The 21,698-nt window shown below is 38.9% G+C and carries 21 protein-coding genes and 3 tRNA genes; 22 read left to right on the top strand and 2 right to left on the bottom strand.

Features of this window, described 5'->3' with window-relative positions; all coding sequences use genetic code 11:
* Positions 1–38 precede the first annotated feature (38 nt).
* From HMPREF9075_RS00490 to HMPREF9075_RS00400, 19 genes are all read left to right on the top strand, one after another.
* On the top strand, positions 39–1,328 hold the full coding sequence (locus HMPREF9075_RS00490) for a glycosyltransferase group 1 family protein (protein WP_009414616.1): 1,290 nt from the start codon (positions 39–41) through the stop codon (positions 1,326–1,328).
* A 59-nt stretch (positions 1,329–1,387) separates the two neighbouring features.
* The gene (gene lgt / locus HMPREF9075_RS00485; RefSeq protein ID WP_009414615.1) at positions 1,388–2,320 is read left to right on the top strand and encodes a prolipoprotein diacylglyceryl transferase; all 933 of its coding nucleotides are present in this window, start codon (positions 1,388–1,390) and stop codon (positions 2,318–2,320) included.
* A gap of 44 nt (positions 2,321–2,364) precedes the next feature.
* Positions 2,365–2,883, top strand: coding sequence for a DUF192 domain-containing protein (locus HMPREF9075_RS00480; RefSeq protein ID WP_009414614.1), 519 nt, complete (start codon positions 2,365–2,367; stop codon positions 2,881–2,883).
* Between the two features lie 30 nt (positions 2,884–2,913).
* On the top strand, positions 2,914–3,441 hold the full coding sequence (idi, locus tag HMPREF9075_RS00475; protein ID WP_009414613.1) for an isopentenyl-diphosphate Delta-isomerase: 528 nt from the start codon (positions 2,914–2,916) through the stop codon (positions 3,439–3,441).
* Between the two features lie 218 nt (positions 3,442–3,659).
* Positions 3,660–4,514 carry a YicC family protein gene (locus tag HMPREF9075_RS00470; protein ID WP_009414612.1) on the top strand — a complete coding sequence of 285 codons (855 nt, stop codon included), beginning with the start codon at positions 3,660–3,662 and terminating at the stop codon, positions 4,512–4,514.
* A 22-nt stretch (positions 4,515–4,536) separates the two neighbouring features.
* The gene (gene gmk / locus HMPREF9075_RS00465; protein WP_034556445.1) at positions 4,537–5,103 is read left to right on the top strand and encodes a guanylate kinase; all 567 of its coding nucleotides are present in this window, start codon (positions 4,537–4,539) and stop codon (positions 5,101–5,103) included.
* Positions 5,100–5,684 carry a nicotinate (nicotinamide) nucleotide adenylyltransferase gene (gene nadD / locus HMPREF9075_RS00460; RefSeq protein WP_009414610.1) on the top strand — a complete coding sequence of 195 codons (585 nt, stop codon included), beginning with the start codon at positions 5,100–5,102 and terminating at the stop codon, positions 5,682–5,684. The genes gmk and nadD overlap by 4 nt, the downstream gene beginning before the upstream one ends.
* A 35-nt stretch (positions 5,685–5,719) precedes the next feature.
* Positions 5,720–6,184: a low molecular weight protein-tyrosine-phosphatase gene (locus tag HMPREF9075_RS00455; RefSeq protein ID WP_009414609.1), complete on the top strand. Its 465-nt coding sequence runs from the start codon at positions 5,720–5,722 to the stop codon at positions 6,182–6,184.
* A gap of 7 nt (positions 6,185–6,191) precedes the next feature.
* Positions 6,192–6,812, top strand: coding sequence for a recombination mediator RecR (gene recR, locus HMPREF9075_RS00450; RefSeq protein ID WP_034556409.1), 621 nt, complete (start codon positions 6,192–6,194; stop codon positions 6,810–6,812).
* Positions 6,813–6,824: 12 nt separating this feature from the next.
* Positions 6,825–7,412 carry a DUF3109 family protein gene (locus HMPREF9075_RS00445; protein WP_009414607.1) on the top strand — a complete coding sequence of 196 codons (588 nt, stop codon included), beginning with the start codon at positions 6,825–6,827 and terminating at the stop codon, positions 7,410–7,412.
* 98 nt (positions 7,413–7,510) lie between these two features.
* Positions 7,511–9,694: a DNA helicase RecQ gene (gene recQ, locus HMPREF9075_RS00440; protein WP_009414606.1), complete on the top strand. Its 2,184-nt coding sequence runs from the start codon at positions 7,511–7,513 to the stop codon at positions 9,692–9,694.
* A 168-nt stretch (positions 9,695–9,862) separates the two neighbouring features.
* A tRNA-Ser gene (locus HMPREF9075_RS00435) sits at positions 9,863–9,946 on the top strand.
* Positions 9,947–9,976: 30 nt separating this feature from the next.
* Positions 9,977–10,051 (top strand) — tRNA-Pro (locus HMPREF9075_RS00430).
* A 70-nt stretch (positions 10,052–10,121) separates the two neighbouring features.
* Positions 10,122–10,195, top strand: a tRNA-Arg gene (locus HMPREF9075_RS00425).
* Between the two features lie 158 nt (positions 10,196–10,353).
* Positions 10,354–11,355, top strand: a complete 1,002-nt coding sequence (locus HMPREF9075_RS00420; RefSeq protein WP_009414605.1) for a MoxR family ATPase — start codon at positions 10,354–10,356, stop codon at positions 11,353–11,355.
* 31 nt (positions 11,356–11,386) lie between these two features.
* The gene (locus HMPREF9075_RS00415) at positions 11,387–12,079 is read left to right on the top strand and encodes a plasmid pRiA4b ORF-3 family protein (protein ID WP_009414604.1); all 693 of its coding nucleotides are present in this window, start codon (positions 11,387–11,389) and stop codon (positions 12,077–12,079) included.
* A gap of 23 nt (positions 12,080–12,102) precedes the next feature.
* On the top strand, positions 12,103–12,966 hold the full coding sequence (locus HMPREF9075_RS00410; RefSeq protein ID WP_009414603.1) for a DUF58 domain-containing protein: 864 nt from the start codon (positions 12,103–12,105) through the stop codon (positions 12,964–12,966).
* A 60-nt stretch (positions 12,967–13,026) separates the two neighbouring features.
* On the top strand, positions 13,027–14,655 hold the full coding sequence (locus HMPREF9075_RS00405; RefSeq protein WP_009414602.1) for a BatD family protein: 1,629 nt from the start codon (positions 13,027–13,029) through the stop codon (positions 14,653–14,655).
* A gap of 23 nt (positions 14,656–14,678) precedes the next feature.
* A complete protein-coding gene (locus tag HMPREF9075_RS00400) occupies positions 14,679–15,680 on the top strand; it encodes a VWA domain-containing protein (protein WP_009414601.1) in 1,002 nt (333 codons plus the stop codon).
* Between the two features lie 63 nt (positions 15,681–15,743).
* On the opposite strand, the gene lipA is transcribed toward HMPREF9075_RS00400, so the two are convergent.
* Together lipA and ggt are read right to left on the bottom strand one after the other, a co-directional pair.
* Positions 15,744–16,601, bottom strand: coding sequence for a lipoyl synthase (gene lipA / locus HMPREF9075_RS00395; RefSeq protein WP_009414600.1), 858 nt, complete (start codon positions 16,599–16,601; stop codon positions 15,744–15,746).
* Positions 16,602–16,683: 82 nt separating this feature from the next.
* Positions 16,684–18,396, bottom strand: coding sequence for a gamma-glutamyltransferase (gene ggt / locus HMPREF9075_RS00390; RefSeq protein ID WP_009414599.1), 1,713 nt, complete (start codon positions 18,394–18,396; stop codon positions 16,684–16,686).
* Positions 18,397–18,619: 223 nt separating this feature from the next.
* Between ggt and HMPREF9075_RS00385 the strand changes: the two genes are divergently transcribed.
* The 3 genes from HMPREF9075_RS00385 to HMPREF9075_RS00375 all read left to right on the top strand — a co-directional run bounded on the left by HMPREF9075_RS00385 (position 18,620) and on the right by HMPREF9075_RS00375 (position 21,531).
* Positions 18,620–19,237 (top strand): TetR/AcrR family transcriptional regulator, encoded by a 618-nt coding sequence (locus tag HMPREF9075_RS00385; protein ID WP_009414598.1) that lies wholly within the window; start codon positions 18,620–18,622, stop codon positions 19,235–19,237.
* Positions 19,238–19,311: 74 nt separating this feature from the next.
* Positions 19,312–20,592, top strand: coding sequence for a TolC family protein (locus HMPREF9075_RS00380; RefSeq protein ID WP_009414597.1), 1,281 nt, complete (start codon positions 19,312–19,314; stop codon positions 20,590–20,592).
* Between the two features lie 6 nt (positions 20,593–20,598).
* Positions 20,599–21,531 (top strand): HlyD family secretion protein, encoded by a 933-nt coding sequence (locus HMPREF9075_RS00375; protein ID WP_009414596.1) that lies wholly within the window; start codon positions 20,599–20,601, stop codon positions 21,529–21,531.
* Positions 21,532–21,698 lie beyond the last annotated feature (167 nt).

Below are 21,698 nucleotides of genomic sequence, written 5' to 3'. Positions count from 1 at the left end.
CACAAATGTCTATAATATATATTATGTAAAATACAGGAATGAAAAAGGTACTTATTATTACTTATTATTGGGCACCTGCAGGAGGTCCTGGTGTACAGCGCTGGTTGAAATTTGTAAAGTATTTGCGAGATTTTGGTATTGATCCTATTGTATATGTACCTGAAAATCCTACTTATCCGATAATAGATAATGAAATAGGAAACGATTTGCCCACAGATATAGAAATTACAAAACATCCCATATGGGAACCTTACAAATTAGCTTCGCTTTTTTCTAAGAAGAAAACAAAGAAAATAAGTGCCGGAATTATACCACGCAAGCAGGTGTCTTTATTGGACAAGTTGTTATTATGGGTACGCGGTAACTTGTTTATTCCTGATGCGCGTAAGTTTTGGGTAAAACCTTCAGTACGTTATCTTACTTCTTATATAAAAAATAATGGTATTGATACTATTATAACAACTTCGCCCCCTCATAGTGTGCATTTGATAGGATATCATCTCAAAAAACAATTCCCCAATTTGAAATGGATTAGTGATTTTCGCGACCCTTGGACTACTATTGGCTATTATAAAGATTTACTACTTACCCACTGGGCTGATAAGAGGCAACATTATTGGGAGAAAGAGGTACTACAAACAGCTGATTTAGTGCTTGTAACAAGCTTTAAAACCCAAAGAGATTTTAAGAGTCTTACCAATAAGCAGGTAGAAGTGATTACTAATGGCTATGACGAGGAACATAATGATACCCCTCCCCTATCTGATAAATTTTTACTTTCACATATAGGTTCTTTATTATCAGATAGAAATCCTAAGATGTTATGGGAGGTTTTGGAAGAATTGCTAGTAGAAGAGGAAGGTTTTAAAGATGATTTTCAGCTTTGTTTTGCAGGAAAAGTAAGTGAGGAAATTGAAGAAGAATTGCACCAGAGAGGCTTAACAGCTTACTACAAAAATATGGGTTATATCACTCATATGGAAGCTATTAGCTTGCAAAAACAATCACAAGTATTATTGCTTATTGAAATAGATTCGGAAGACACACGAGGCATTATAGCGGGAAAACTGTTTGAATATATGGTATCGGGGCGACCTATTATAGCTATGGGACCTAAGGAATGGGATGTAATTCCTATACTGACCGAAACCCAGACAGGAGTTTTTGTGGATTATAATGGCAAGGAACGCTTAAAAACAATGCTGAAAACTTATTATAAGCAATATAAAGAGGGGCTACTAAAGGTAACTCCTATAGGTATAGAACATTATAGTAGGCGTGCACTTACAAAGCGATTGGCGCAACTTATTCTTAATAGTAAAATTTAAAAAAATAAGTTTGTTTATTTATTAAAAAGTTGTACTTTTGCAATTAAAGTAATTTATAGATGATTGTTTTAAATTTTATATGGAACTCTAATGAAATCCTTGCAAGTATTGGAGGGTTTCATCTTCGTTATTACAGCCTGATGTTTATTATAGCCTTTAGCTTGGGCTGGTATCTCACCAAGAAAATATACCTCAATGAAGGAAAAACCTTGCAACAATTAGACTCCCTTTTTGTTTACACAGCTGTAGCTACGCTGGTAGGAGCTCGTTTGGGAGATTGTTTTTTCTATAATTGGGATTATTTCAGGCATCATATTATAGAAATCTTCCTACCTATAAAGGTAAAAGCAGAAGGAGGCTGGGAATTTACAGGCTTTTCTGGATTAGCCAGTCACGGAGCAGCAGTGGGGATTATCATTGCAATGTGGTGGTATGTGCGTAGGTATAAAGATATTAGCTTTTCGTGGATATTGGATAGGGTAGTTATACCCATTACAATTGGAGGAATGTTTGTACGTTTTGGTAATTTTTTCAATTCAGAAATTAATGGTAAAGAAGTTTCAAGCGATTATCCACTGGGAGTGAAATTTGTGCAAAGCGGTATTATATCACCCCGCAAAGCGATGGAAATTACCCAGCAAACTGACCCTCAGGAGGCTTACCGACTTATTACAGACGACCCTCGTTACGCCGATGTATTGGCAATGATACCTTACCAACACCCAGCCCAGCTGTATGAAGCTTTTGGTTACTTCTGCTTATTTTGGGTGCTGTGGTATGTGTATTGGAAAACAGATAAACGCAACCAACCTTATTTCATCTTCGGACTTTTCTTGGTACTGCTTTGGACAATACGTTTCTTGGTAGAGTTTGTAAAAGAGAGTCAGGGAGGTTTTGAAAACACTTTGGGGATACTTTCTACAGGACAATGGCTCAGCATACCCTTTATTATTGCGGGTTGTTACTTATTATTTAGGAAAGTTAAGGCTTAGATAGGCTTATCATAATTCACATTCAAAATTCAAAATTAGTAAAAATGAACTTTTTTAGAAAACACTTCGTATTATTAGCGTTAGCATTAATAGGCTTGGCTGTTGTAGCTGCCTTATTACCTTATTTTTTTACAGAAAAAGAAAAAGTGATAGAAATTACACCAGAGGACTTAGTATTTAGAATAGATGCCGAAGCCTATATATACAAAAAAGATAGTCTGTTGCAAAAAATAGATGTACAAATGGCTACTACCGAAGAGCAACGCGCTGTAGGGCTGATGTACCGCTCTTCTATGGAACCACTACAAGGAATGTGGTTTGTTTTTGAGAATGAAGCACCTCGCTCTTTCTATATGAAAAATACAGAAATTCCATTAGATATTATCTATGTAGATAAAAGCAAAAAAGTGGTAAGCATTGCTAAAAATGCGCGCCCTTATGACGAAACCTCATTGCCTTCAGAAGCTCCAGCAATGTATGTATTGGAAATTAATGGAGGATTGGCTGATAAATGGGGTATAGAAAAAGGAGACCGGATAGAAATTAGAGAATTAGCAAATTAGAGAATTAGCAAATTAGAAAATTAGAAAATAATGGAAGAGCACGTAATATTAGTAGATGAGCAAGACAACGCTATAGGGCTGATGCCCAAACTTGAGGCACACCAAAAGGCAGTGCTACATAGGGCTTTTTCGGTATTTGTGCTCAACGATAAAGGTGAAGTAATGTTACAACAACGCGCTGCTCACAAGTACCACTCCCCTACCCTATGGACGAATACCTGTTGCAGCCACCAGCGAGCGGGCGAAACTACTGTTGCTGCAGGTAAACGCCGACTACAAGAAGAAATGGGGTTTACTACTGAATTGACTGATGTACTAACCTTTATATACAAAGCCCCTTTTGATAACGGACTTACAGAACACGAGCTTGACCATATCTTAATAGGATATTATAATGATGTTCCTGCCATAAATGAAGAAGAAGTAGCCGCTTGGCGTTGGGAAACTCCTGAAAACATCAAAAAAGATATAGAAAAGAATCCAACATTTTATACAGAATGGTTTAAAATCATCTTTGCACAATTCTATGATAAGTTATTTTTAAAGGAAAAATTATAATAAGATAGAGAATCTTCCTATACGTGGCTGTCCGAAAAGTTTTGTAAAGTGGTGATGTAATTGCACTTTTAAAGACTTTCTGGACAGCTTCACTACTATAAATGAACCTTAACGAAGGATAAATTGCCTATAAGGCTCACATAAAAAAATATTCAAAAAAAATAAAGTTGTTAATTACTAATTATTTTGTATATTTGCACTCATTTTTATAAAAGGCTATGATACAATCAATGACAGGGTTTGGGAAAAGTGTTATTTCACTTACCGACAAACATATAAGTATAGAAATAAAATCACTAAACAGCAAGAGTATTGATATCAATACCCGTATTCCACTACTATACCGCGAAAAAGAACTCGATTTTAGAAAACTTATAGCCGAACGACTACTTCGCGGCAAAATAGATTTCAGTATCTTTGTAGAAAATATAGGAACCCAAACCCCTTCCAAGATTAATGAAAATATTGTAAAATCATATATTGAACAAATGTGCTCAATTGTAGATGGAGACCGCGTTGAACTACTGAAAATGGCGGTGCGTATGCCCGATGCACTACAAACCTCACAAGATACCATTTCAGAAGAAGAGCAGGAGGCAATTGTTCAGCATATATATTTGGCAGTGAATGAGTTAGAGAAATTTCGTACTCAAGAGGGCAAAGTATTGGAAAAAGACTTTATATTGCGTATAGCAAATATCAACCAATATTTGCAACAAGTAGAAGCCTTAGATAGTGAACGTTTGGCATTGATACGTGAACGTTTAGAAAAAGCTGTAGCTGAAATACAAAATGTAGATGCTAATAGATTTGAACAAGAACTAATTTTCTACTTAGAAAAATTGGATATTACTGAAGAAAAAATACGATTGAAAAAACATTTAGATTATTTTTTGGAAACATTACATTCTGAAGACTCTAATGGTCGTAAGCTTGGTTTTATCAGTCAGGAAATAGGTCGTGAAATTAATACCTTAGGCTCTAAAGCAAATTTTGCACCAATGCAACAATTGGTTGTGCAAATGAAAGACGAATTAGAAAAAATAAAAGAACAAGTACTGAATGTATTGTAATGAATAAATGAAGGTGAAAAAAATGAATAAACTTATTATTTTTTCAGCCCCTTCGGGGAGTGGTAAAACTACTATCGTAAAACATCTATTGGCAATAAAACCGCTAAACTTAGCATTTTCTATTTCGGCAACTTCTCGTGCCCCCCGTGGCGAAGAGCAGCACGGCAAGGAATATTACTTCCTTTCAGCAGAAACTTTTAAAAAACGCATAGCCGATAACGACTTTTTGGAATGGGAAGAAGTATATAAAGATTTTTATTACGGCACTCTAAAAGAAGAAGTAGAACGCCTATGGTCTATGGGCAAAAACATAGTGTTTGACATAGATGTGGCAGGAGGATTGCGAATAAAAAAACAATTTCCGAAGCAAACACTTGCTATTTTTATACAGCCTCCTAGTATTGCAGTACTTGAAGAACGATTGCGAGCACGCAATACTGAAAGCAATGAAAAAATAGCGATGCGATTAGCCAAAGCTGAACAGGAATTAGCAGCTGCTCATCAGTTTGATGTGATCATTAAAAATGATGGTTTGCAAAAAGCTTTAGATGAGGCAGAACGTATTGTAACCGAATTTATCAACCGATGAAAAAACAAGTAGGTTTATTTTTTGGCTCATTTAACCCAATACATATTGGACACCTTATCATTGCGAATCATTTATTGGAACACAGCACAATGAATGAACTGTGGCTCGTGGTAACGCCACAAAACCCTTTTAAAGAAAAACAATCACTATTGGATAATTATTTGCGGCTGGAAATGGTAAATTTAGCATTAGCTAACTATCAGGGGCTACGGGCTTCGAACATAGAATTTCATTTACCACAGCCTAATTATACAATTAATACATTGGCTTATTTAGAGGAAAAATACCCTCATATAAGTTTTGCACTCATAATGGGAGAGGACAACCTGAAAAGTTTTCATAAGTGGAAAAATTACGAATTTATATTAGAAAACTACCCCATTTACGTATACCCCCGCATTTCAGAAGAGATTGTGCCAGCAGAATTACAGGCACACCCTCATATAAATCGCATTGAGGCACCCATTATAGAACTATCGGCTACTTTTATACGAAATGAAATAAAAGCAAGACATAATGTACGCCCCTTATTACCCGAAAAAGTATGGGAATATATAGATAAAACAGGATTATATTTATAAAAAAGATAAAAGCACGGAAAAAATTTAAATAAAAAATGAAAAAAACTAAAATACTGATGGTTTGCTTAGGGAATATCTGTCGTTCACCTTTAGCAGAAGGAGTATTGAGGAGCAAGCTACCCGCCGATCGTTTTGAGGTAGATTCAGCAGGAACATCAGATTACCACATTGGTACACCTCCGGATGAACGATCTATAGCTTCAGCAAAAAAACACGGTATAGATATTTCAATATTAAGAGGACGACAATTCACAGTAAACGACTTTGCTAATTTTGATTACATTTTTGTAATGGATAAGTTTAATTACAAAAATATCATCAAGATGGCGAGAAAAGAAACTGAATTGCGAAAAGTTCATTTTTTAGCAGATGCGCTTAACGGAATGACTCGTCACGAAATTCCTGACCCCTACTATGGTGAGGAAAAGGATTTTGAAAATGTTTATAACCTTATCAACGATTCGTGTGAGAAAATAGCTCATAAATTAACTTCTAAATAACGACGTTTTGGATTTTTCATCAAAACTGTTGGAAAATGCTGTGTATGAAATTTCACAGCTTCCAAGTATTGGTAAGCGCACTGCGTTGCGTTTGGCTTTGCATTTGCTGAAACAGCCCGAAGAACAAACATTGCAATTGGCAGAGGCTTTGTTGGCTTTGCGTACACATATACAGTATTGCCAAAATTGCCATAACCTCTCTGATGCAGAACTATGTGAGATATGTGCCAACCCCGTTCGTAATACAGGGGTTATATGTGTAGTGGAGGACTTTCGCGATGTAATGGCTATTGAAAATACCCATCAGTTTTTTGGACAATACCACGTGCTGGGAGGAAAAATATCTCCTATTGATGGTATTTCGCCGTCAGACCTGCATATCGCTTCACTTGTAGAAAAAGTAAAAAGCGGCTCTGTAACAGAGCTTATATTTGCCCTTAGCAATACTTTGGAGGGCGATACGACTAATTTTTATATTTACAAACAAATAGAGGCTTACCCCATTACCATTTCGACCATTGCTCGTGGTATAGCAGTGGGAGGAGAATTGGAATATACCGATGAGGTTACTTTGGGGAGAAGTATTGCACAACGCATTCCGTTTGAAAAAGCTATAACCTCAAATTAAAAGAACACAAAGATGATACAGATAGCAGATACAATTATTTCAGAAGATATTATTGAAAATGATTTTGTATGCAACCTAAATGCTTGTAAAGGTGCTTGTTGTATAGAAGGCGATGCAGGTGCCCCAGTGGATGAGAATGAATTGGAAATAATGGAACAAATATATCCTGCCGTAGCACCATATCTTACAGAAGAAGGACGTGCCGCTATTGATGCTCAAGGTGTTTATATAAAAGGTAGTGATGGTGAATGGGAAACTCCACTGATAAACGGGGGCGAATGTGCTTATGTGATTAGAAATGAAAAAGGTTGGGCACTATGCGCTATAGAACAAGCCTATAACGATAAGAAAATCGGTTGGAAAAAACCTATATCCTGCCATTTATACCCTATAAGATTACAAGAATACACCTCATTCACAGCCGCTAATTACCACCGCTGGCACCCTATATGCGATGATGCCTGCACTTTGGGGAAAGAATTGCAAGTGCCTATTTATAAATTTGTAAAAGAGGCACTTATAAGGAAATTTGGCAGCCAATGGTATGAGGAATTGGAGCTGATAGCTGCTCATTTGAAAGATAAAAAAATAAAGAAATAAAATAGTAAAAATATTTTTTGCGTTATCAAGAAAAAGTTGTATATTTGTAAAATAATTGTTGAAGAGGAAAAAACACAACATAAGAATTTAGATATAAAATGACAAAAGATGATTTACATAGTGCTCTAAAACATTATTTTGGTTTTGAATCGTTTAAAGGGCACCAGGAAGAAATTATTACCAGCGTAATTAACAAAGAAAATACTTTTGTGATTATGCCTACAGGGGGTGGTAAATCATTATGTTACCAACTACCTGCATTGGTGTTAGAGGGTACCGCTATTGTTATTTCGCCACTTATAGCATTGATGAAGAATCAGGTAGATGCTATGAGAGGTATTTCATCAACGGATAGTATTGCTCACGTGCTTAACTCATCGCTTACTAAAAATGAGATACGTGAGGTAATGGAAGATATTAGCAATGGGAAAACGAAACTACTATATGTAGCTCCTGAATCGCTTATAAAAGAAGAATATGCTAATTTTTTGAAGACAGTACCTATTTCATTTGTGGCTGTTGATGAGGCGCATTGTATTTCGGAATGGGGGCACGATTTCAGACCTGAATATCGCAATATAAAAACTATTATAGAACGATTGGGTACTAATATACCCATAGTAGCCCTTACAGCAACTGCTACGCCTAAAGTGCAAGAAGATATATTGAAAAACTTGGCAATGACTGATGCAAATGTTTTTAAATCATCATTCAACCGTCCTAATTTGTATTACGAGGTACGCCCAAAAACTAAAAATGTAGATGCTGATATTATTCGTTTTGTAAAACAAAATCCAAAAAAATCGGGGATTATTTACTGTTTAAGTAGAAAAAAAGTAGAAGAACTTACCCAAACTTTGCAAGTGAATGGTATTTCGGCAGTACCTTACCACGCTGGATTAGACGCCAAAACACGTGCTAAACATCAGGATATGTTCTTGATGGAAGAAGTGGATGTAGTAGTGGCTACCATTGCTTTTGGTATGGGGATTGATAAACCTGATGTGCGCTTTGTAATACACCACGACATTCCTAAAAGTATAGAAAGTTACTATCAAGAAACAGGACGCGCAGGGCGTGATGGTGGCGAAGGTCATTGCTTGGCTTTCTATTCGTATAAAGATGTAGAGAAATTAGAAAAATTTATGATAGGCAAGCCTATTGCCGAACAGGAAATAGGTCAGGCATTGCTACAAGACATTGTGGCATATGCTGAAACTTCAAGCTCACGCCGCAAGTTTATTTTACATTACTTTGGCGAAGAATTTGACGAAGTGAATGGCGAGGGTGCCGATATGGACGACAATGTACGCTTCCCCAAAGAAAAGAAAGAGGCAAAAGATGATGTAGTGAAATTACTAAATGTAATTATTGCTACTAAGCAGAAATTTAAAGCTAAGGAGATAGTAAACACTCTTATTGGTAAGGTTAGTGCGCTGATTAAGGCTCATCGTATTGATGAACAAGAATTTTTTGGAATAGGTAAAGATAAAGATGATGCTTATTGGATGGCACTATTGCGACAGGTAATGGTAAATGGGCTTATCCGTAAAGATATTGAAACCTATGGTGTTATGTTTATTACCGATAAGGGTAAAGAATTTTTGGTAGAGGTACCTTCTTTTATGATGACTGAAGACCATACTTTTGAGGAAGAACCTGATGAGAGTAATAACAATACTGTTTCGGTAGCAGACCCAGTGCTACTTGAGATGCTAAAGGATTTGCGTAAGAAGGTAGCAAAACAGAAAGGGGTACCGCCGTTTGTAGTGTTTCAAGACCCTTCATTGGAAGATATGGCGCTGAAATATCCTATTACAATTCAGGAGCTTACTAATGTACACGGAATAGGAGAAGGCAAGGCTAAGAAATATGGTGGTGAGTTTGTAAAACTTATAGCACGCTATGTGGAAGAGAATGAAATAGTGCGTGCTGAGGATTTGATAGTAAAAACTACAGGTTCTAACTCTTCACTAAAATTGTTCATTATTCAGAATATAGATAGGAAACTGCCCTTGCCTGATATTGCACAAGCTAAGGGATTGGAAATGGACGAATTTTTAAAGGAAATGGAACAGATAGTATATAGTGGTACAAAGCTAAATATAGATTATTGGGTGAATGAGATTTTTGATGAAGAGCAGCAAGAAGAGTTACACGAATATTTTATGGAGGCTGAGAGTGATAAAATATCACTTGCCTCAAAAGAGTTTGCAGGCGATTACGAAGACGATGAATTGCGGATATATCGTTTAAAATTTATCAGTGAAATGGCTAATTAACAGGAGTGGGTAGAAAAAAATATTATATATAAATATCTAATAGATAGATAGTTAATAAAAATAGATAAAAAAATAAGAAAAAAAGTTGCTAAAAAATTTGCAGGTAATGAAAAAAGTAGTACCTTTGCAACCGCAAATGAGACAAAACAAGTTCTTAAAGATATAGTGGGAGAGGTGCCGGAGTGGTAACGGAGCAGATTGCTAATCTGTCGGCGGGTAACCGTCGCCTGGGTTCGAGTCCCAGTCTCTCCGCATCTTTTTATAAAAAGGCTGTTAATTATTCGGGGCGTAGCGTAGTCCGGTCATCGCGCCTGGTTTGGGACCAGGAGGTCGCAGGTTCGAATCCTGCCGCCCCGACTAAAAATAATATTTCATTAATGTTTCTTGATGAGTTGCATTATTGGAATATTTTTTTTGGAGTATAGGGGGTCACGTAGCTCAGCTGGATAGAGCATCTGCCTTCTAAGCAGACGGTCACAGGTTCGAATCCTGTCGTGATCACGAGAATTTGTTTCATTTTGTATTAAAATTTATGTTCAGAATAACGCAGAGTAATAGCTCTGCGTTATTTTGTTTTTGTAGATTAAAATTATTTTGTACTTTTGCAGTGTGCGGCATAATATTTGTACAATGAAAATATTGAAAAAAATAATTAATATATGGAACAAAGAACTGCAGTAGATATCAGCAAGATAAACGAAAAGATTGAGAAAGAAAGTGCATTTATAGATGTACTTACTGCCGAAATGAATAAAGTTATTGTTGGGCAAAAACATATGGTAAACGCTTTGCTCATTGGGCTTTTAGGTAAAGGGCATATTCTTTTAGAAGGGGTGCCTGGATTGGCTAAAACGCTCTCTATCAATACGCTTGCAAAATCGGTACACGGGTCATTTAGCAGAATTCAGTTTACTCCTGATTTGTTGCCTGCTGATGTGATTGGTACAATGACTTATAACATTAAGCAGAATGAGTTTTCTATAAAGAAAGGTCCTATTTTTGCTAACTTTGTATTGGCAGATGAGATAAATCGAGCTCCTGCTAAAGTACAATCTGCTTTGTTGGAAGCTATGCAGGAACGCCAAGTAACCATTGGAGACTCTACTTTTAAACTAGATACTCCTTTTATGGTAATGGCTACTCAAAACCCTGTAGAACAGGAGGGGACTTACCCCCTACCCGAAGCTCAGGTAGACCGTTTTATGCTGAAAACGGTGATAGATTACCCTAAACTGGACGAAGAACAGCAAATTATGAGGGATAACCTTAGTAATTCTTATGCGGTAGTGAATCAAACGGTGAGCTTGGAGCAAATATTATCGGCACAAGCTGCGGTAAGAGAAGTGTATATGGATGAGAAGATTGAAAAATATATCTTAGAGATTGTTTTTGCTACACGTTATCCTGAAAAATATAATTTGGCAGACCTTAAACCTCTTATTAACTTTGGGGCTTCACCTCGTGGTACTATCAACTTGGCTATGGCAGCTAAATGTTATGCTTTTATCAAAAGGCGTGGATACGTAATTCCTGAAGATGTACGTGCTGTAGTATTTGATGTATTACGTCATCGTATTGGTATCACTTATGAAGCTGAAGCCGAAAATATCACTTCGGTAGAACTTATCCATAAAATAGTAAATACAATTGAAGTACCATAGCCGTTAATCATTAACAATTAACATTATAGGAATGGCTTATACATTAAAAATAACATTAGATGGTTCTTCCAAGCCTATTATTTGGAGACGGGTAAAGGTGAATAGCAATCTCACTTTTAAAACACTGCATTATGTGATACAGTCTCTTTTCTTGTGGGAAAATTCTCATTTGTATCAGTTTTATAAATCTTCTCGTAACGAACAACGACTTTTTATAAAAACTGAGGAGGACTTGGAGATGGGAAAAGAAATGGGGTATGTTCCTGATGATGAAGATGATGATTTTGACCCTAACGATCCGCTATCGGTATTAATGCATTCGCGAAAGGATATTTACAAGGAAGCAGAAACTACTTTGCTTTCAGATGTATTGAAAAAAGAAAAAGATTATATTATTTACGAATATGATTTTGGAGATTCGTGGGAGCATAAGGTTGTGCTAGAAGCTATTGATGAGGAGACTTTGTTATACCCTGTTTGTTTGAAAGGTAAGGGGTGTCCTCCGCCCGAAAATTGTGGGGGAATATGGGGGTATTATGAAATGTTGGAAGTATTAGAAACTAAAAAGCCTAAAGCTGATTATAATAACTATAAACAGTGGCTTACTGAAATAGGCTATGAATTGCCTTGGGACAGAGATGCTTTTGACATTGAACGTATAAATGAAGACCTCATAAGCGATGCTCAGAATAACTATGAGTTTTATAATTGGCAACTAAAGTAATAACATCAGTATTATAATTTGTTTTGGACACAAAAGAGTTACTAAAAAAAGTACGTAAAATAGAGATAAAGACGCGCAAGCTCTCTGATCATATTTTTGGAGGTGAGTATCACTCTACTTTCAAAGGGCGTGGTATGACCTTTAGTGAGGTGCGTCCGTATCAGTTTGGTGATGATATTCGGAATATAGATTGGAACGTAACTGCGCGCTACAACGAGCCTTTTGTGAAAGTATTTGAAGAGGAACGTGAACTTACATTGATGTTAATGGTAGATGTAAGTGGGAGCGAGCTCTTTGGTACAAAAGAAGAGTTTAAAAGTGAGATTATCACCGAAATTGCAGCTACATTGGCATTTTCTGCACTTCAGAACAATGATAAGACAGGCTTAATTCTTTTCTCTGACCAGATAGAGCTGTATATTCCTCCTAAAAAAGGAAAATCACACGTGTTGCGTATTATAAGAGAGCTTTTAGAATTTCAGCCTAAGAGTTTTAAAACAAATATAGGTGAAGCTTTACAATTCCTCAGCAGAGTGATGAAAAAACGAGCTATAGTGTTTATGCTGTCGGACTTTATGGATACGGGCTATGAGAAGCCTATACAGATAGCTGCAAAAAAACACGATATTACGGGCGTACGTGTTTATGATGCTAAGGAGGTAGAATTGCCTAATTTGGGCTATATAATGGTAAAAGATGCCGAAACAGGAGAGTTGATGCGAGTAAATACAGCTTCAGGACAGGTGCGCAAGGAATATGCTGCTTATTATCGTGAAATAGTGAATTATTTTGAGAGCTTGTGGCAGAAATCGGGGGCTGGTGTTGTAAGTTGCCGAAATGATGAAAGTTACACACAAAAATTGTTAGGTTACTTTAAGAGAAGATAAGATAGTTAACCAATAAGAAAGTAGGCTTATCTGCTAATAAAAAAACAGATTATAAAGAAAATGAAGCATTTATTGTATTGTATATTTTTATTAGTTTGCCCTATACTTTACGCTCAGGAAGTAAAGGTAGAAACTAATACCAAAAATATCAAAATAGGAGAACAAATCCACTATAAAATATCGGTAGAAAACTCTAATGGGAATGTAGTTATATTTCCTGAGGGGCAAACGTTTATGCCATTGGAGATGGTAAAAGCACGTGATACCGATACTATCCGCAATGGTGCAAGCTATACACTTATAAAAGAATACTACCTCACACAGTTTGACGAAGGAAAATACACCATTCCACGCCAAAGAGTGCGTATTAGTGATAAGGATTACTATCTTGATTCCTTACAAATAGAAGTGCACACTGTTGCCATAGATACCCTCAAACAGCCTCTGTATGAGATAAAACCTATTACAAATGTCGCTAAACCCACAAGTTCTATGGCTTGGTTATGGTGGCTATTGGCAGCTTTAGCAATAATTGCCTTATTATTTCTATCATACTTTTTTGTTTTCCGAAGAAAGAAACTTTCACCCGAAGAGAAACGCAAAAAGCTCTTACCTTTTGACCGTGCTATTCAAGACCTCAAAGAGTTACAAAACTCTAAGTACCTCATAGAATCAAAACACAAGGAATATTACACCCGTCTGACCGATATCGTAAAGGAATATTTAGAAGATGAAGTACATATTTTGGCTAAGGAAAGTACTACCGATGAACTGCTCACTAAAATCAATCTACTGCAAAGTGAGGGAAAACTAAACCTTTCGCAAGAAACCATTCTCAACTTAAAGCGTGTATTACAAAATGCCGACTTAGTGAAGTTTGCCAAAAGTAAGCCCTCTGATAATAACGCAGAGTACGACCGTGAAACTATTGAGAATGTAGTGATAAAAACCAAAGAGGCTATCCCTACAGAAGTTGTAGAGGGGCAGCCTATCAATGATAATTTTACACTTGAAATAATAAAAATAGCTGAGCGCCGCAAAAAGTACAATCGTTATGCGGTTATAGGAACTATTTGCTTTATATTGCTGATACCGCTCTTTATAATAGCCTACAATCAGCTGTCAGATAGCTATCTAAACGACTATAAAAAGCTAAACAATCAAGAATGGGTTACCAGTGATTACGGTTATCCTATTACTGAACTTACTACCCCAGAGGTACTTATCCGCAAGCAAATTGTAGATGTAGCCGAATATAAGTCGCTCATAGGTAGCCAGCAAACGTTCTATTGGGGTAGTCTCAATGCTCCTTTGTATATAATGACCAACATTATTACATTCAAAAAAGAGGCACAAAACACTGCCCAACAAGGAGCGCAACAAGAGCTTACTTTAGATCCTCAGAAGGTAAATGAAATCGTACTCTCGCAGTTAGACAAAGCAGGAGCTAAAAACATTACTACCTTGCAAGAAGAATACACCTCCGCTACAGGTGCCAAAGGAATAAAAGTATATGGCAAAATGACAATCCCCGATGTAAAAGGAAATAGTTTCATAGCCTCTTATGAACTTTATAGCTTTACAGAGAACAATGCCTTGCAGCAACTGCTCATTACTTATGTAGATAATCCTCAAGCCGAAGCCATAGCTCAAAGGGTAGTAGGCTCAATAGTTTTCAAAACCGAATAATACATCAATATAGAATTACTAAAATGTTCAAGAATATTATATTTGCTCACCCCCAGTTCTTTTGGCTTTTATTACTACTGCCATTGATGATATTATGGCATTTCTTTTGGGATAAAAAGTCAAAACCCAGCGTTACCATCTCCTCCACCGTAGCTTTCAAAAGAGCAAAAAGCCTCTACAATCAGCTTTACCACCTGCTATTCTTGCTTAGAATAATAGCCATAGCCCTACTAATCATAGCCTTAGCACGCCCCCAAACGCGCTCAGAAAGTGCAAAAACCAAGATAACCGAAGGCATAGATATAGTAATGGCTATTGACGTATCAGCAAGTATGCTATCGCAAGACCTCAAGCCAAACCGCTTTGAAGCCCTCAAGAAAGTAGCTTCTCAATTCGTAAAAGACCGTCCTAATGACCGTATAGGACTCGTAATTTACGCAGGCGAAAGCTATACCAAAACCCCTGTAACTAGCGACAAAAGCATTATCCTCAACGCTCTTTCCGAACTCACTTACGGGCAAATAGAAGATGGTACAGCTATCGGTATGGGATTAGCCACTGCCGTAAATCGGCTAAAAGAAAGCAAAGCCAAAAGCCGTGTCATTATCCTTCTCACCGATGGTGTTAATAATACTGGTTTTATAGACCCACAAACGGCAGCCGAACTCGCTGCTGAATACGGCATCAAGGTATATACCGTAGGTATCGGTACCAACGGAATGGCACTTTCACCTTACGCCCTTAATATAGACGGAAGCATTATTTACCGAATGCAACAAGTAGATATTGATGAGCCGCTAATGAAGAAAATAGCAAAAACTACCAACGGACGCTATTTCCGTGCTACTAATAACCAAAAACTACAACAAATTTACGATGAAATCAATCAAATGGAAACTACCAAAGTAGAAGAATTTAAATACACCGAAGTAGATGAAAAATTCCGATTATGGGTACTTATTGCAGGTGTATTACTGCTATTAGAGTTCCTACTCAAGCATACTTTATTCAGAAATGAAGTCTAATAAATAAGAACCTTACAAACAAAAAAAGCGATAGCTATTTAAACAGCTATCGCTTTTTTATGCCTATAAAACATGCTTATGAGCACGATATGATGAGCGTACCAGCGCACCACTTTCCACGTGTCGGAAGCCCAAACTCATACCTATCTCCTTATATTTAGCAAATTGGTCAGGCGTTACAAAAGCCCTTACAGGCAAGTGTCGCTTGCTTGGCTGCAAGTATTGTCCTATTGTTACAATATCCACCTTAGCCTCTTTCAGGTCGTGAAGTGTCTCAATTACCTCCTCTTCCCTTTCGCCTAAGCCCAGCATAATCCCCGATTTAGTGCGATTAGCACCATTCTCTTTCAAGTAGCGCAACACACCCAAGCTGCGGTCGTATTTTGCTTGTATTCGCACCTCGCGAGTAAGGCGGCGCACCGTCTCCATATTGTGCGAGATAATCTCAGGAGCTGCACCCAAAATACGGTTCAAATTACGCTCCACACCCTGAAAATCAGGTATAAGCGTCTCCATAGTTGTCTGCGGATTCATACGCCTTACAGCTCTTACCGTTTCAGCCCATATAATACTCCCCATATCCTTCAGGTCATCTCTATCCACCGAGGTAAGTACAGCGTGCTTAATATTCATCAGTTTGATAGAGCGTGCCACCTTCTCTGGCTCTTCCCAGTCCAGCGATTCTGGTCGTCCGGTTTTTACACCACAAAAACCACACGAGCGAGTACAGATATTCCCCAGAATCATAAAAGTAGCCGTACCCTCACCCCAGCATTCACCCATATTAGGGCAGCTGCCCGAAGTGCAAATTGTGTGCAAATTATATTTATCTACTACATTCCGTAATTCGGTGTATTTCTTCCCTGTAGGAAGCTTTACCCGTATCCAATCTGGCTTAGTAGCAACAGTTTCTACATTCATCTTCTATTTGTTGTATCTTTAAAAAACGACACAAAAGTACAACTTTTTTATAAACTAACAATACTTCTCTATAAAAAAAGTCCTAAAATCCCCTTGCCACATCATCACCTCGTGGGTCTGCTCCCCCTTCCAATTTACCATCTTTATCCACCAAAATAGCATCTACCCTGCCTATAATCACAAAGTTCTCCTCTTTTGTTACATACCCTTTCGCCTTTAGCTGGCTTATCACCTCAGGAGCAAAGCCCTTAGGCTCAAACATCACATCATCAGGAAGCCACTGATGATGAAAACGAGGTTGGCTTACCGACTCCTGCATCGTCATTCCATACTCAAACACATTCAGCATACACTGCAATACCGAAGTAATAATTGTAGAGCCCCCAGGCGTACCTATTACCATTCGTAGCTTCCCATTCTCCTCTACAATCGTAGGCGCCATAGAGCTCAGCATACGTTTATGAGGCGCAATAGCATTCTTTTCAGAGCCCACTAGCCCGTAAGTATTAGGCTCACCTGGCTTAATACTAAAGTCGTCCATTTGGTTATTTAGGAAAAAACCGCCTCCTTTCACATACACTTTAGAGCCGTAGTTGGTGTTCAGCGTAGTAGTTACAGCCACCGCATTGCCAAAACTATCCACTATAGAGTAATGCGTAGTCTCATCACTCTCATACCCCACTATAGTACCCTGCCTAATCTCGCTCGATTTGCTCGCCTTATCCCACGAAAAACTATCCATACGCCCCTTTAAATACTCCGCCGATAGCAACTCCTCTACAGGCACTTTCACAAAGTCAGGATCACCCATATAGTAAGCGCGGTCAGCATATGCACGCCTTTCAGCCTCCACAAGTAGCTGGATATACTCCACCCCATTATGCGCATATTGCTCAATATGGTAAGGCTCTACACTCTTGAGTATCTGCGCGAGGCAAATACCCCCACTCGAAGGCAGCGGCATAGAGCTCACCGTATAGTTTTTATAGTTAAATGTAATAGGTTTGCGCCATTGCGAATGATAGCCTTTCAAGTCCTCTAGTGAGAGTATTCCCCCCAGCTCCTGCACATAATTCACTATTCGTTTCGCCGTTTCACCCTCGTAAAACTCAGCCCTACCGTTATCTCTAATGCGTTCCAAAGTCTGCGCCAGCTCCTCATATTTAAAACGCTCGCCCGCCTTCCAACCATTCTCAAACGGCGTAATGTAGTTATTAGCCTTTTTTATCAGCTCCACATTCTTATTCATATAAAAATCAGCCTGTAAAGGTGTAATAACCACCCCATTACGAGCCAAATCAATAGCAGGCTGAATCAGCTCCGCCATCGGTAGCTTGCCAAAGCGTTCGTGCACGGCAAATAGCCCATCAATCGTACCAGGCACCCCAATAGCCAAAGCCCCCAGCGTACTCTTGTCGGCAATTACCTTGCCGTCTTTGTCCAAATACATATCCCTATGCGCCTTCGCAGGAGCCTTTTCGCGGTAGTCCAACGCCCCCTTTTCGCCATCAGCCAAGCGGTACACCATAAAACCACCCCCGCCAATGTTCCCCGCATTCGGGTAACTCACCGCCAAAGCCAGCTCCGTAGCCACCATTGCATCAAACGCATTGCCGCCCTTCTGCAATATTGCCAAGCCTATTTGCGCAGCCTCCTCCTTAGCACACACTACCATAGCGTGCTCTGCCACCAATCCCTTAGTAGCCACAGTATCAGCTACTTTATCGCTATTTGTATGGTTGCAGCCCATTGTCAAAACAAGCCCAACAACCCCTAAAAACAATCTCTTAACCATTAGTATAATATCAATTTAAAAGTTTGATGCAAAGATACAAAAAAATAATGAATAATGATTAATATGCAATGATTAATGTTTAATGAAAATTCTTAATTCATAATTCAAAATTACCCTCCACCTACCTCATAAAAAACTTAACAAAAAATTAACATTAACCATTTGGTTAATACAATCGGTTAGCGTACCTTTGCACCCAGAATTAAACAGTTAATAACTAATAATGGATACAAGTACCGAAGAACGCATCAAGCAAGCTGCCCGCAAAGTATTTCACCAAAAAGGTTATGCCGCAACACGTACCCGCGACATCGCCGAAGAAGCCAATATAAACCACGCTATGCTCAACTATTATTTCCGTAGCAAAGAAAAACTATTTGAAATCGTAATGATGGAAACAATGACACAATTCTTTAAAGGAGTAGGGAGCATACTCAATGATGAAAATACCTCCTTAGAAGAAAAAATAGAGCGTGTAGTGGCTAATTATATCGATTTACTCTTAGAAGAACCCGAATTACCCACCTTTATACTCAACGAAGTACGCCCCAATCCACAATTCTTTGTAGAACAAACTCCTATAAACGAAGCCCTTACTCACTCAGTATTCGCCCGTCAGTATGCCCAAGCCGTAATTCAAGGAATAGTAACTGAGCCTAATCTAATGCACACTATTCTCAACGTTATCGGATTGGTGATATTCCCTTTCGTTGCTAAGCCTATGCTAAGCGCAATTACCAACCTACCCGAAGAGCAATACAAAGCCTTAATGATCCAACGCAAAACCCTTATTCCTCAATGGATTAAGACGATATTGTCCCTACCTAAAACGGGTGATTAGTAGGGCATATATTTTTTTATTTATACCCTAACCAAATGGTTAAACGTATTGTATAACATAAACAACAATTACATATGAAGTTCATAACATCACTTCTGCTCTTTCCAATCATAGGTATCGCACAACAAACGATAACCTTAAATGATTGTTACCAACTCTCTCAAGAGAATTACCCCACCGTCAAAAAGCTCGACTTGCTCACCAAAACCGAAGCTTACACCCTTGCCAATGCCAATCGTGCCTACCTCCCACAGCTCTCTATCTTGGGGCAAGCTACTTACCAGTCCGAAGTAACCGACCTTTCCAAGTCTGTTGTAGGTGTACTCCCTTTGCCACCCAACATCTCTTTGCCTACTATTGATAAAGAGCAATATAAGGTGGTAGGCGAGGTCAGCCAACTGCTCTATGGAGGTGGGGCAATTCGCAGTCAGAAAGTTATCACCAAAGCACAAACTGCCGTCCAAATCCAAGCAGTCGAAACGCAGTTGTATAATCTCAAACAGCGCGTGAGCAACCTATACTTCGGAATACTCCTTATCGAAGCACAACGTACTCAAAACCAACTTAATACCCAAACCCTACAATCACAACTCAACAAAGCCGAAGTAGCCCTACAAAACGGCACCACACTGCCCAGCAATGTAGCCGAGCTCAAAGCCGAAATCCTACGAGTAACAATGCAATCTACTGAATATGAAGCCACACAAGCCTCCTACCTGCAAATGCTATCCATCTTCATAGGAAAAGAACTCACCAGCGCCACCCAACTCACACTACCTGCGTCCGAGTTAGCAAGTAAGCCCCTATCCAGCGAAAACCTACGCCCCGAACTCAAAGCATTTCAGCTACAAGAGTCGCTGCTCAAAGCCCAAGAAAAACAGCTCAATAGCGAATATATGCCCAAGTTAAGCGCGTTTTTCCAAGGCGGATATGGGCGTCCTACACTCAATATACTTAATAACCAAGCCGATTTCTACTACATCACAGGCGTCCGTTTGCAGTGGAACCTAAGCCCTCTGTACAACTTGTCCAGCAAAAAGAATATACTCCGCCTAAGCCACGAAAGTCTCTTGGCTGACCGCGATACCTTTTTGCGCAACACCCAACTCGACCTTACTCAGCAGTCCGAGCAGCTCAAAAAGCTACAAAAGCTGATAGAGCAAGACAAAGAGAATGTAGCCCTACACCAAAGCATTACCCAAGCCGCCCAAGTGCAGTTAGATAATGGTGTTATTACCACCCACGAATACCTCCAAAAAATCAATGCCCAGCACCTCGCCCAGCAAACCCTACAACTACACCAAATACAACTAATACAAGCCCAAGAAAACCAAAAACTAATACTTAATGATTAATTAACAATGAAAAAAATAACTCTTATCACCGCTCTTGCAGCCCTTATCGCCTGCAATCACAAAAACAATTTCGATGCCTCAGGCAACTTTATAGCCGATGAAGTCATCGTTTCAGCCCAACAAAACGGGCAACTTATCTCCTACAACGTCCAAGAAGGACAAACCCTCACCGAAGGACAAAAAGTAGGACAAATAAATACCGAAGTGCTACAACTGCAAAAACAGCAAGTAGAAGCCACCATCGCCACACTCAAAAACAAAACTCTAAACCCCGATGATCAAGCCGCACTCATACGAAGCCAGTACGAAGTACAAAAAGCACAGTTAGAACAACAACAGCACGAACTAAGCCGTGTGAAACAACTCGTAGCAGGAGGTGCTGCCACACAAAAGCAGTTAGATGACCTCACCGCCGCAGTTAGCCAGCTCCAAAAGCAACTCGCCGTAACACAAAACCAGCTCAAAGCAAGCCTCACCAATATCAACACTCAGAACAACAGCATATTAAGCCAAGAAGTCCCCTTGCAAAAGAATGCCGAAGCCGTACAAGCACAAATTAATCAAGGAGAGATTATCAACCCTACTACCGGCACAGTACTTGTCAATTACGCCCTAAAAGGCGAAATGCAAACCTACGGAAAGCCACTTTATAAGATAGCCAATACCGATACCCTCACCCTCAAAGCCTACATCACCGGCAACCAACTGCCACAAGTCAAGTTAGGACAAGCCGTTACCGTCCACACCGATGCCGCAGAAGGCGAGCAGCACACCTACAAAGGAGAAATAACCTACATCGCCAGCAAAGCCGAATTTACCCCTAAAACCATACAGACCAAAGACGAACGCGCTAACCTCGTCTACGCCATCAAAGTCAAAGTAAAGAACGATGGCTACTTAAAGATAGGAATGTACGGCGAAGTACTCTTTAATCACTAACCCCCTACTCTATCCCCGCTGGTGCGCACTGACCCTCGCTGGCGCGAGCTTGTAGCTCGTGCCTATCAAGAACAGAGCTTGTAGCTCGTGCTCAATTCAAAATTCAAAATTCAAAATTCACAATTCACAATTCACCCTCGCTGGCGCGAGCTTGTAGCTCGTGCCTA

The organism is Capnocytophaga sp. oral taxon 332 str. F0381 (genome assembly GCF_000318275.2).
Taxonomy (GTDB): domain Bacteria; phylum Bacteroidota; class Bacteroidia; order Flavobacteriales; family Flavobacteriaceae; genus Capnocytophaga; species Capnocytophaga bilenii.
The sequence above is the reverse complement of the archived record's forward strand: the minus strand, read 5'-3'. Positions and strand labels throughout refer to the sequence as shown.

What these genes read in the sequence shown, in the direction of transcription:
- HMPREF9075_RS00490 (WP_009414616.1), top strand. Translation starts at nt 39, where the DNA reads ATGAAAAAGGTACTTATTATTACTTATTATTGGGCACCTGCAGGAGGT.
- lgt (WP_009414615.1), top strand. Translation starts at nt 1,388, where the DNA reads ATGATTGTTTTAAATTTTATATGGAACTCTAATGAAATCCTTGCAAGT.
- HMPREF9075_RS00480 (WP_009414614.1), top strand. Translation starts at nt 2,365, where the DNA reads ATGAACTTTTTTAGAAAACACTTCGTATTATTAGCGTTAGCATTAATA.
- idi (WP_009414613.1), top strand. Translation starts at nt 2,914, where the DNA reads ATGGAAGAGCACGTAATATTAGTAGATGAGCAAGACAACGCTATAGGG.
- HMPREF9075_RS00470 (WP_009414612.1), top strand. Translation starts at nt 3,660, where the DNA reads ATGATACAATCAATGACAGGGTTTGGGAAAAGTGTTATTTCACTTACC.
- gmk (WP_034556445.1), top strand. Translation starts at nt 4,537, where the DNA reads ATGAATAAACTTATTATTTTTTCAGCCCCTTCGGGGAGTGGTAAAACT.
- nadD (WP_009414610.1), top strand. Translation starts at nt 5,100, where the DNA reads ATGAAAAAACAAGTAGGTTTATTTTTTGGCTCATTTAACCCAATACAT.
- HMPREF9075_RS00455 (WP_009414609.1), top strand. Translation starts at nt 5,720, where the DNA reads ATGAAAAAAACTAAAATACTGATGGTTTGCTTAGGGAATATCTGTCGT.
- HMPREF9075_RS00445 (WP_009414607.1), top strand. Translation starts at nt 6,825, where the DNA reads ATGATACAGATAGCAGATACAATTATTTCAGAAGATATTATTGAAAAT.
- recQ (WP_009414606.1), top strand. Translation starts at nt 7,511, where the DNA reads ATGACAAAAGATGATTTACATAGTGCTCTAAAACATTATTTTGGTTTT.
- HMPREF9075_RS00420 (WP_009414605.1), top strand. Translation starts at nt 10,354, where the DNA reads ATGGAACAAAGAACTGCAGTAGATATCAGCAAGATAAACGAAAAGATT.
- HMPREF9075_RS00415 (WP_009414604.1), top strand. Translation starts at nt 11,387, where the DNA reads ATGGCTTATACATTAAAAATAACATTAGATGGTTCTTCCAAGCCTATT.
- HMPREF9075_RS00405 (WP_009414602.1), top strand. Translation starts at nt 13,027, where the DNA reads ATGAAGCATTTATTGTATTGTATATTTTTATTAGTTTGCCCTATACTT.
- HMPREF9075_RS00400 (WP_009414601.1), top strand. Translation starts at nt 14,679, where the DNA reads ATGTTCAAGAATATTATATTTGCTCACCCCCAGTTCTTTTGGCTTTTA.
- lipA (WP_009414600.1), bottom strand. Translation starts at nt 16,601, where the DNA reads ATGAATGTAGAAACTGTTGCTACTAAGCCAGATTGGATACGGGTAAAG.
- ggt (WP_009414599.1), bottom strand. Translation starts at nt 18,396, where the DNA reads ATGGTTAAGAGATTGTTTTTAGGGGTTGTTGGGCTTGTTTTGACAATG.
- HMPREF9075_RS00385 (WP_009414598.1), top strand. Translation starts at nt 18,620, where the DNA reads ATGGATACAAGTACCGAAGAACGCATCAAGCAAGCTGCCCGCAAAGTA.
- HMPREF9075_RS00380 (WP_009414597.1), top strand. Translation starts at nt 19,312, where the DNA reads ATGAAGTTCATAACATCACTTCTGCTCTTTCCAATCATAGGTATCGCA.
- HMPREF9075_RS00375 (WP_009414596.1), top strand. Translation starts at nt 20,599, where the DNA reads ATGAAAAAAATAACTCTTATCACCGCTCTTGCAGCCCTTATCGCCTGC.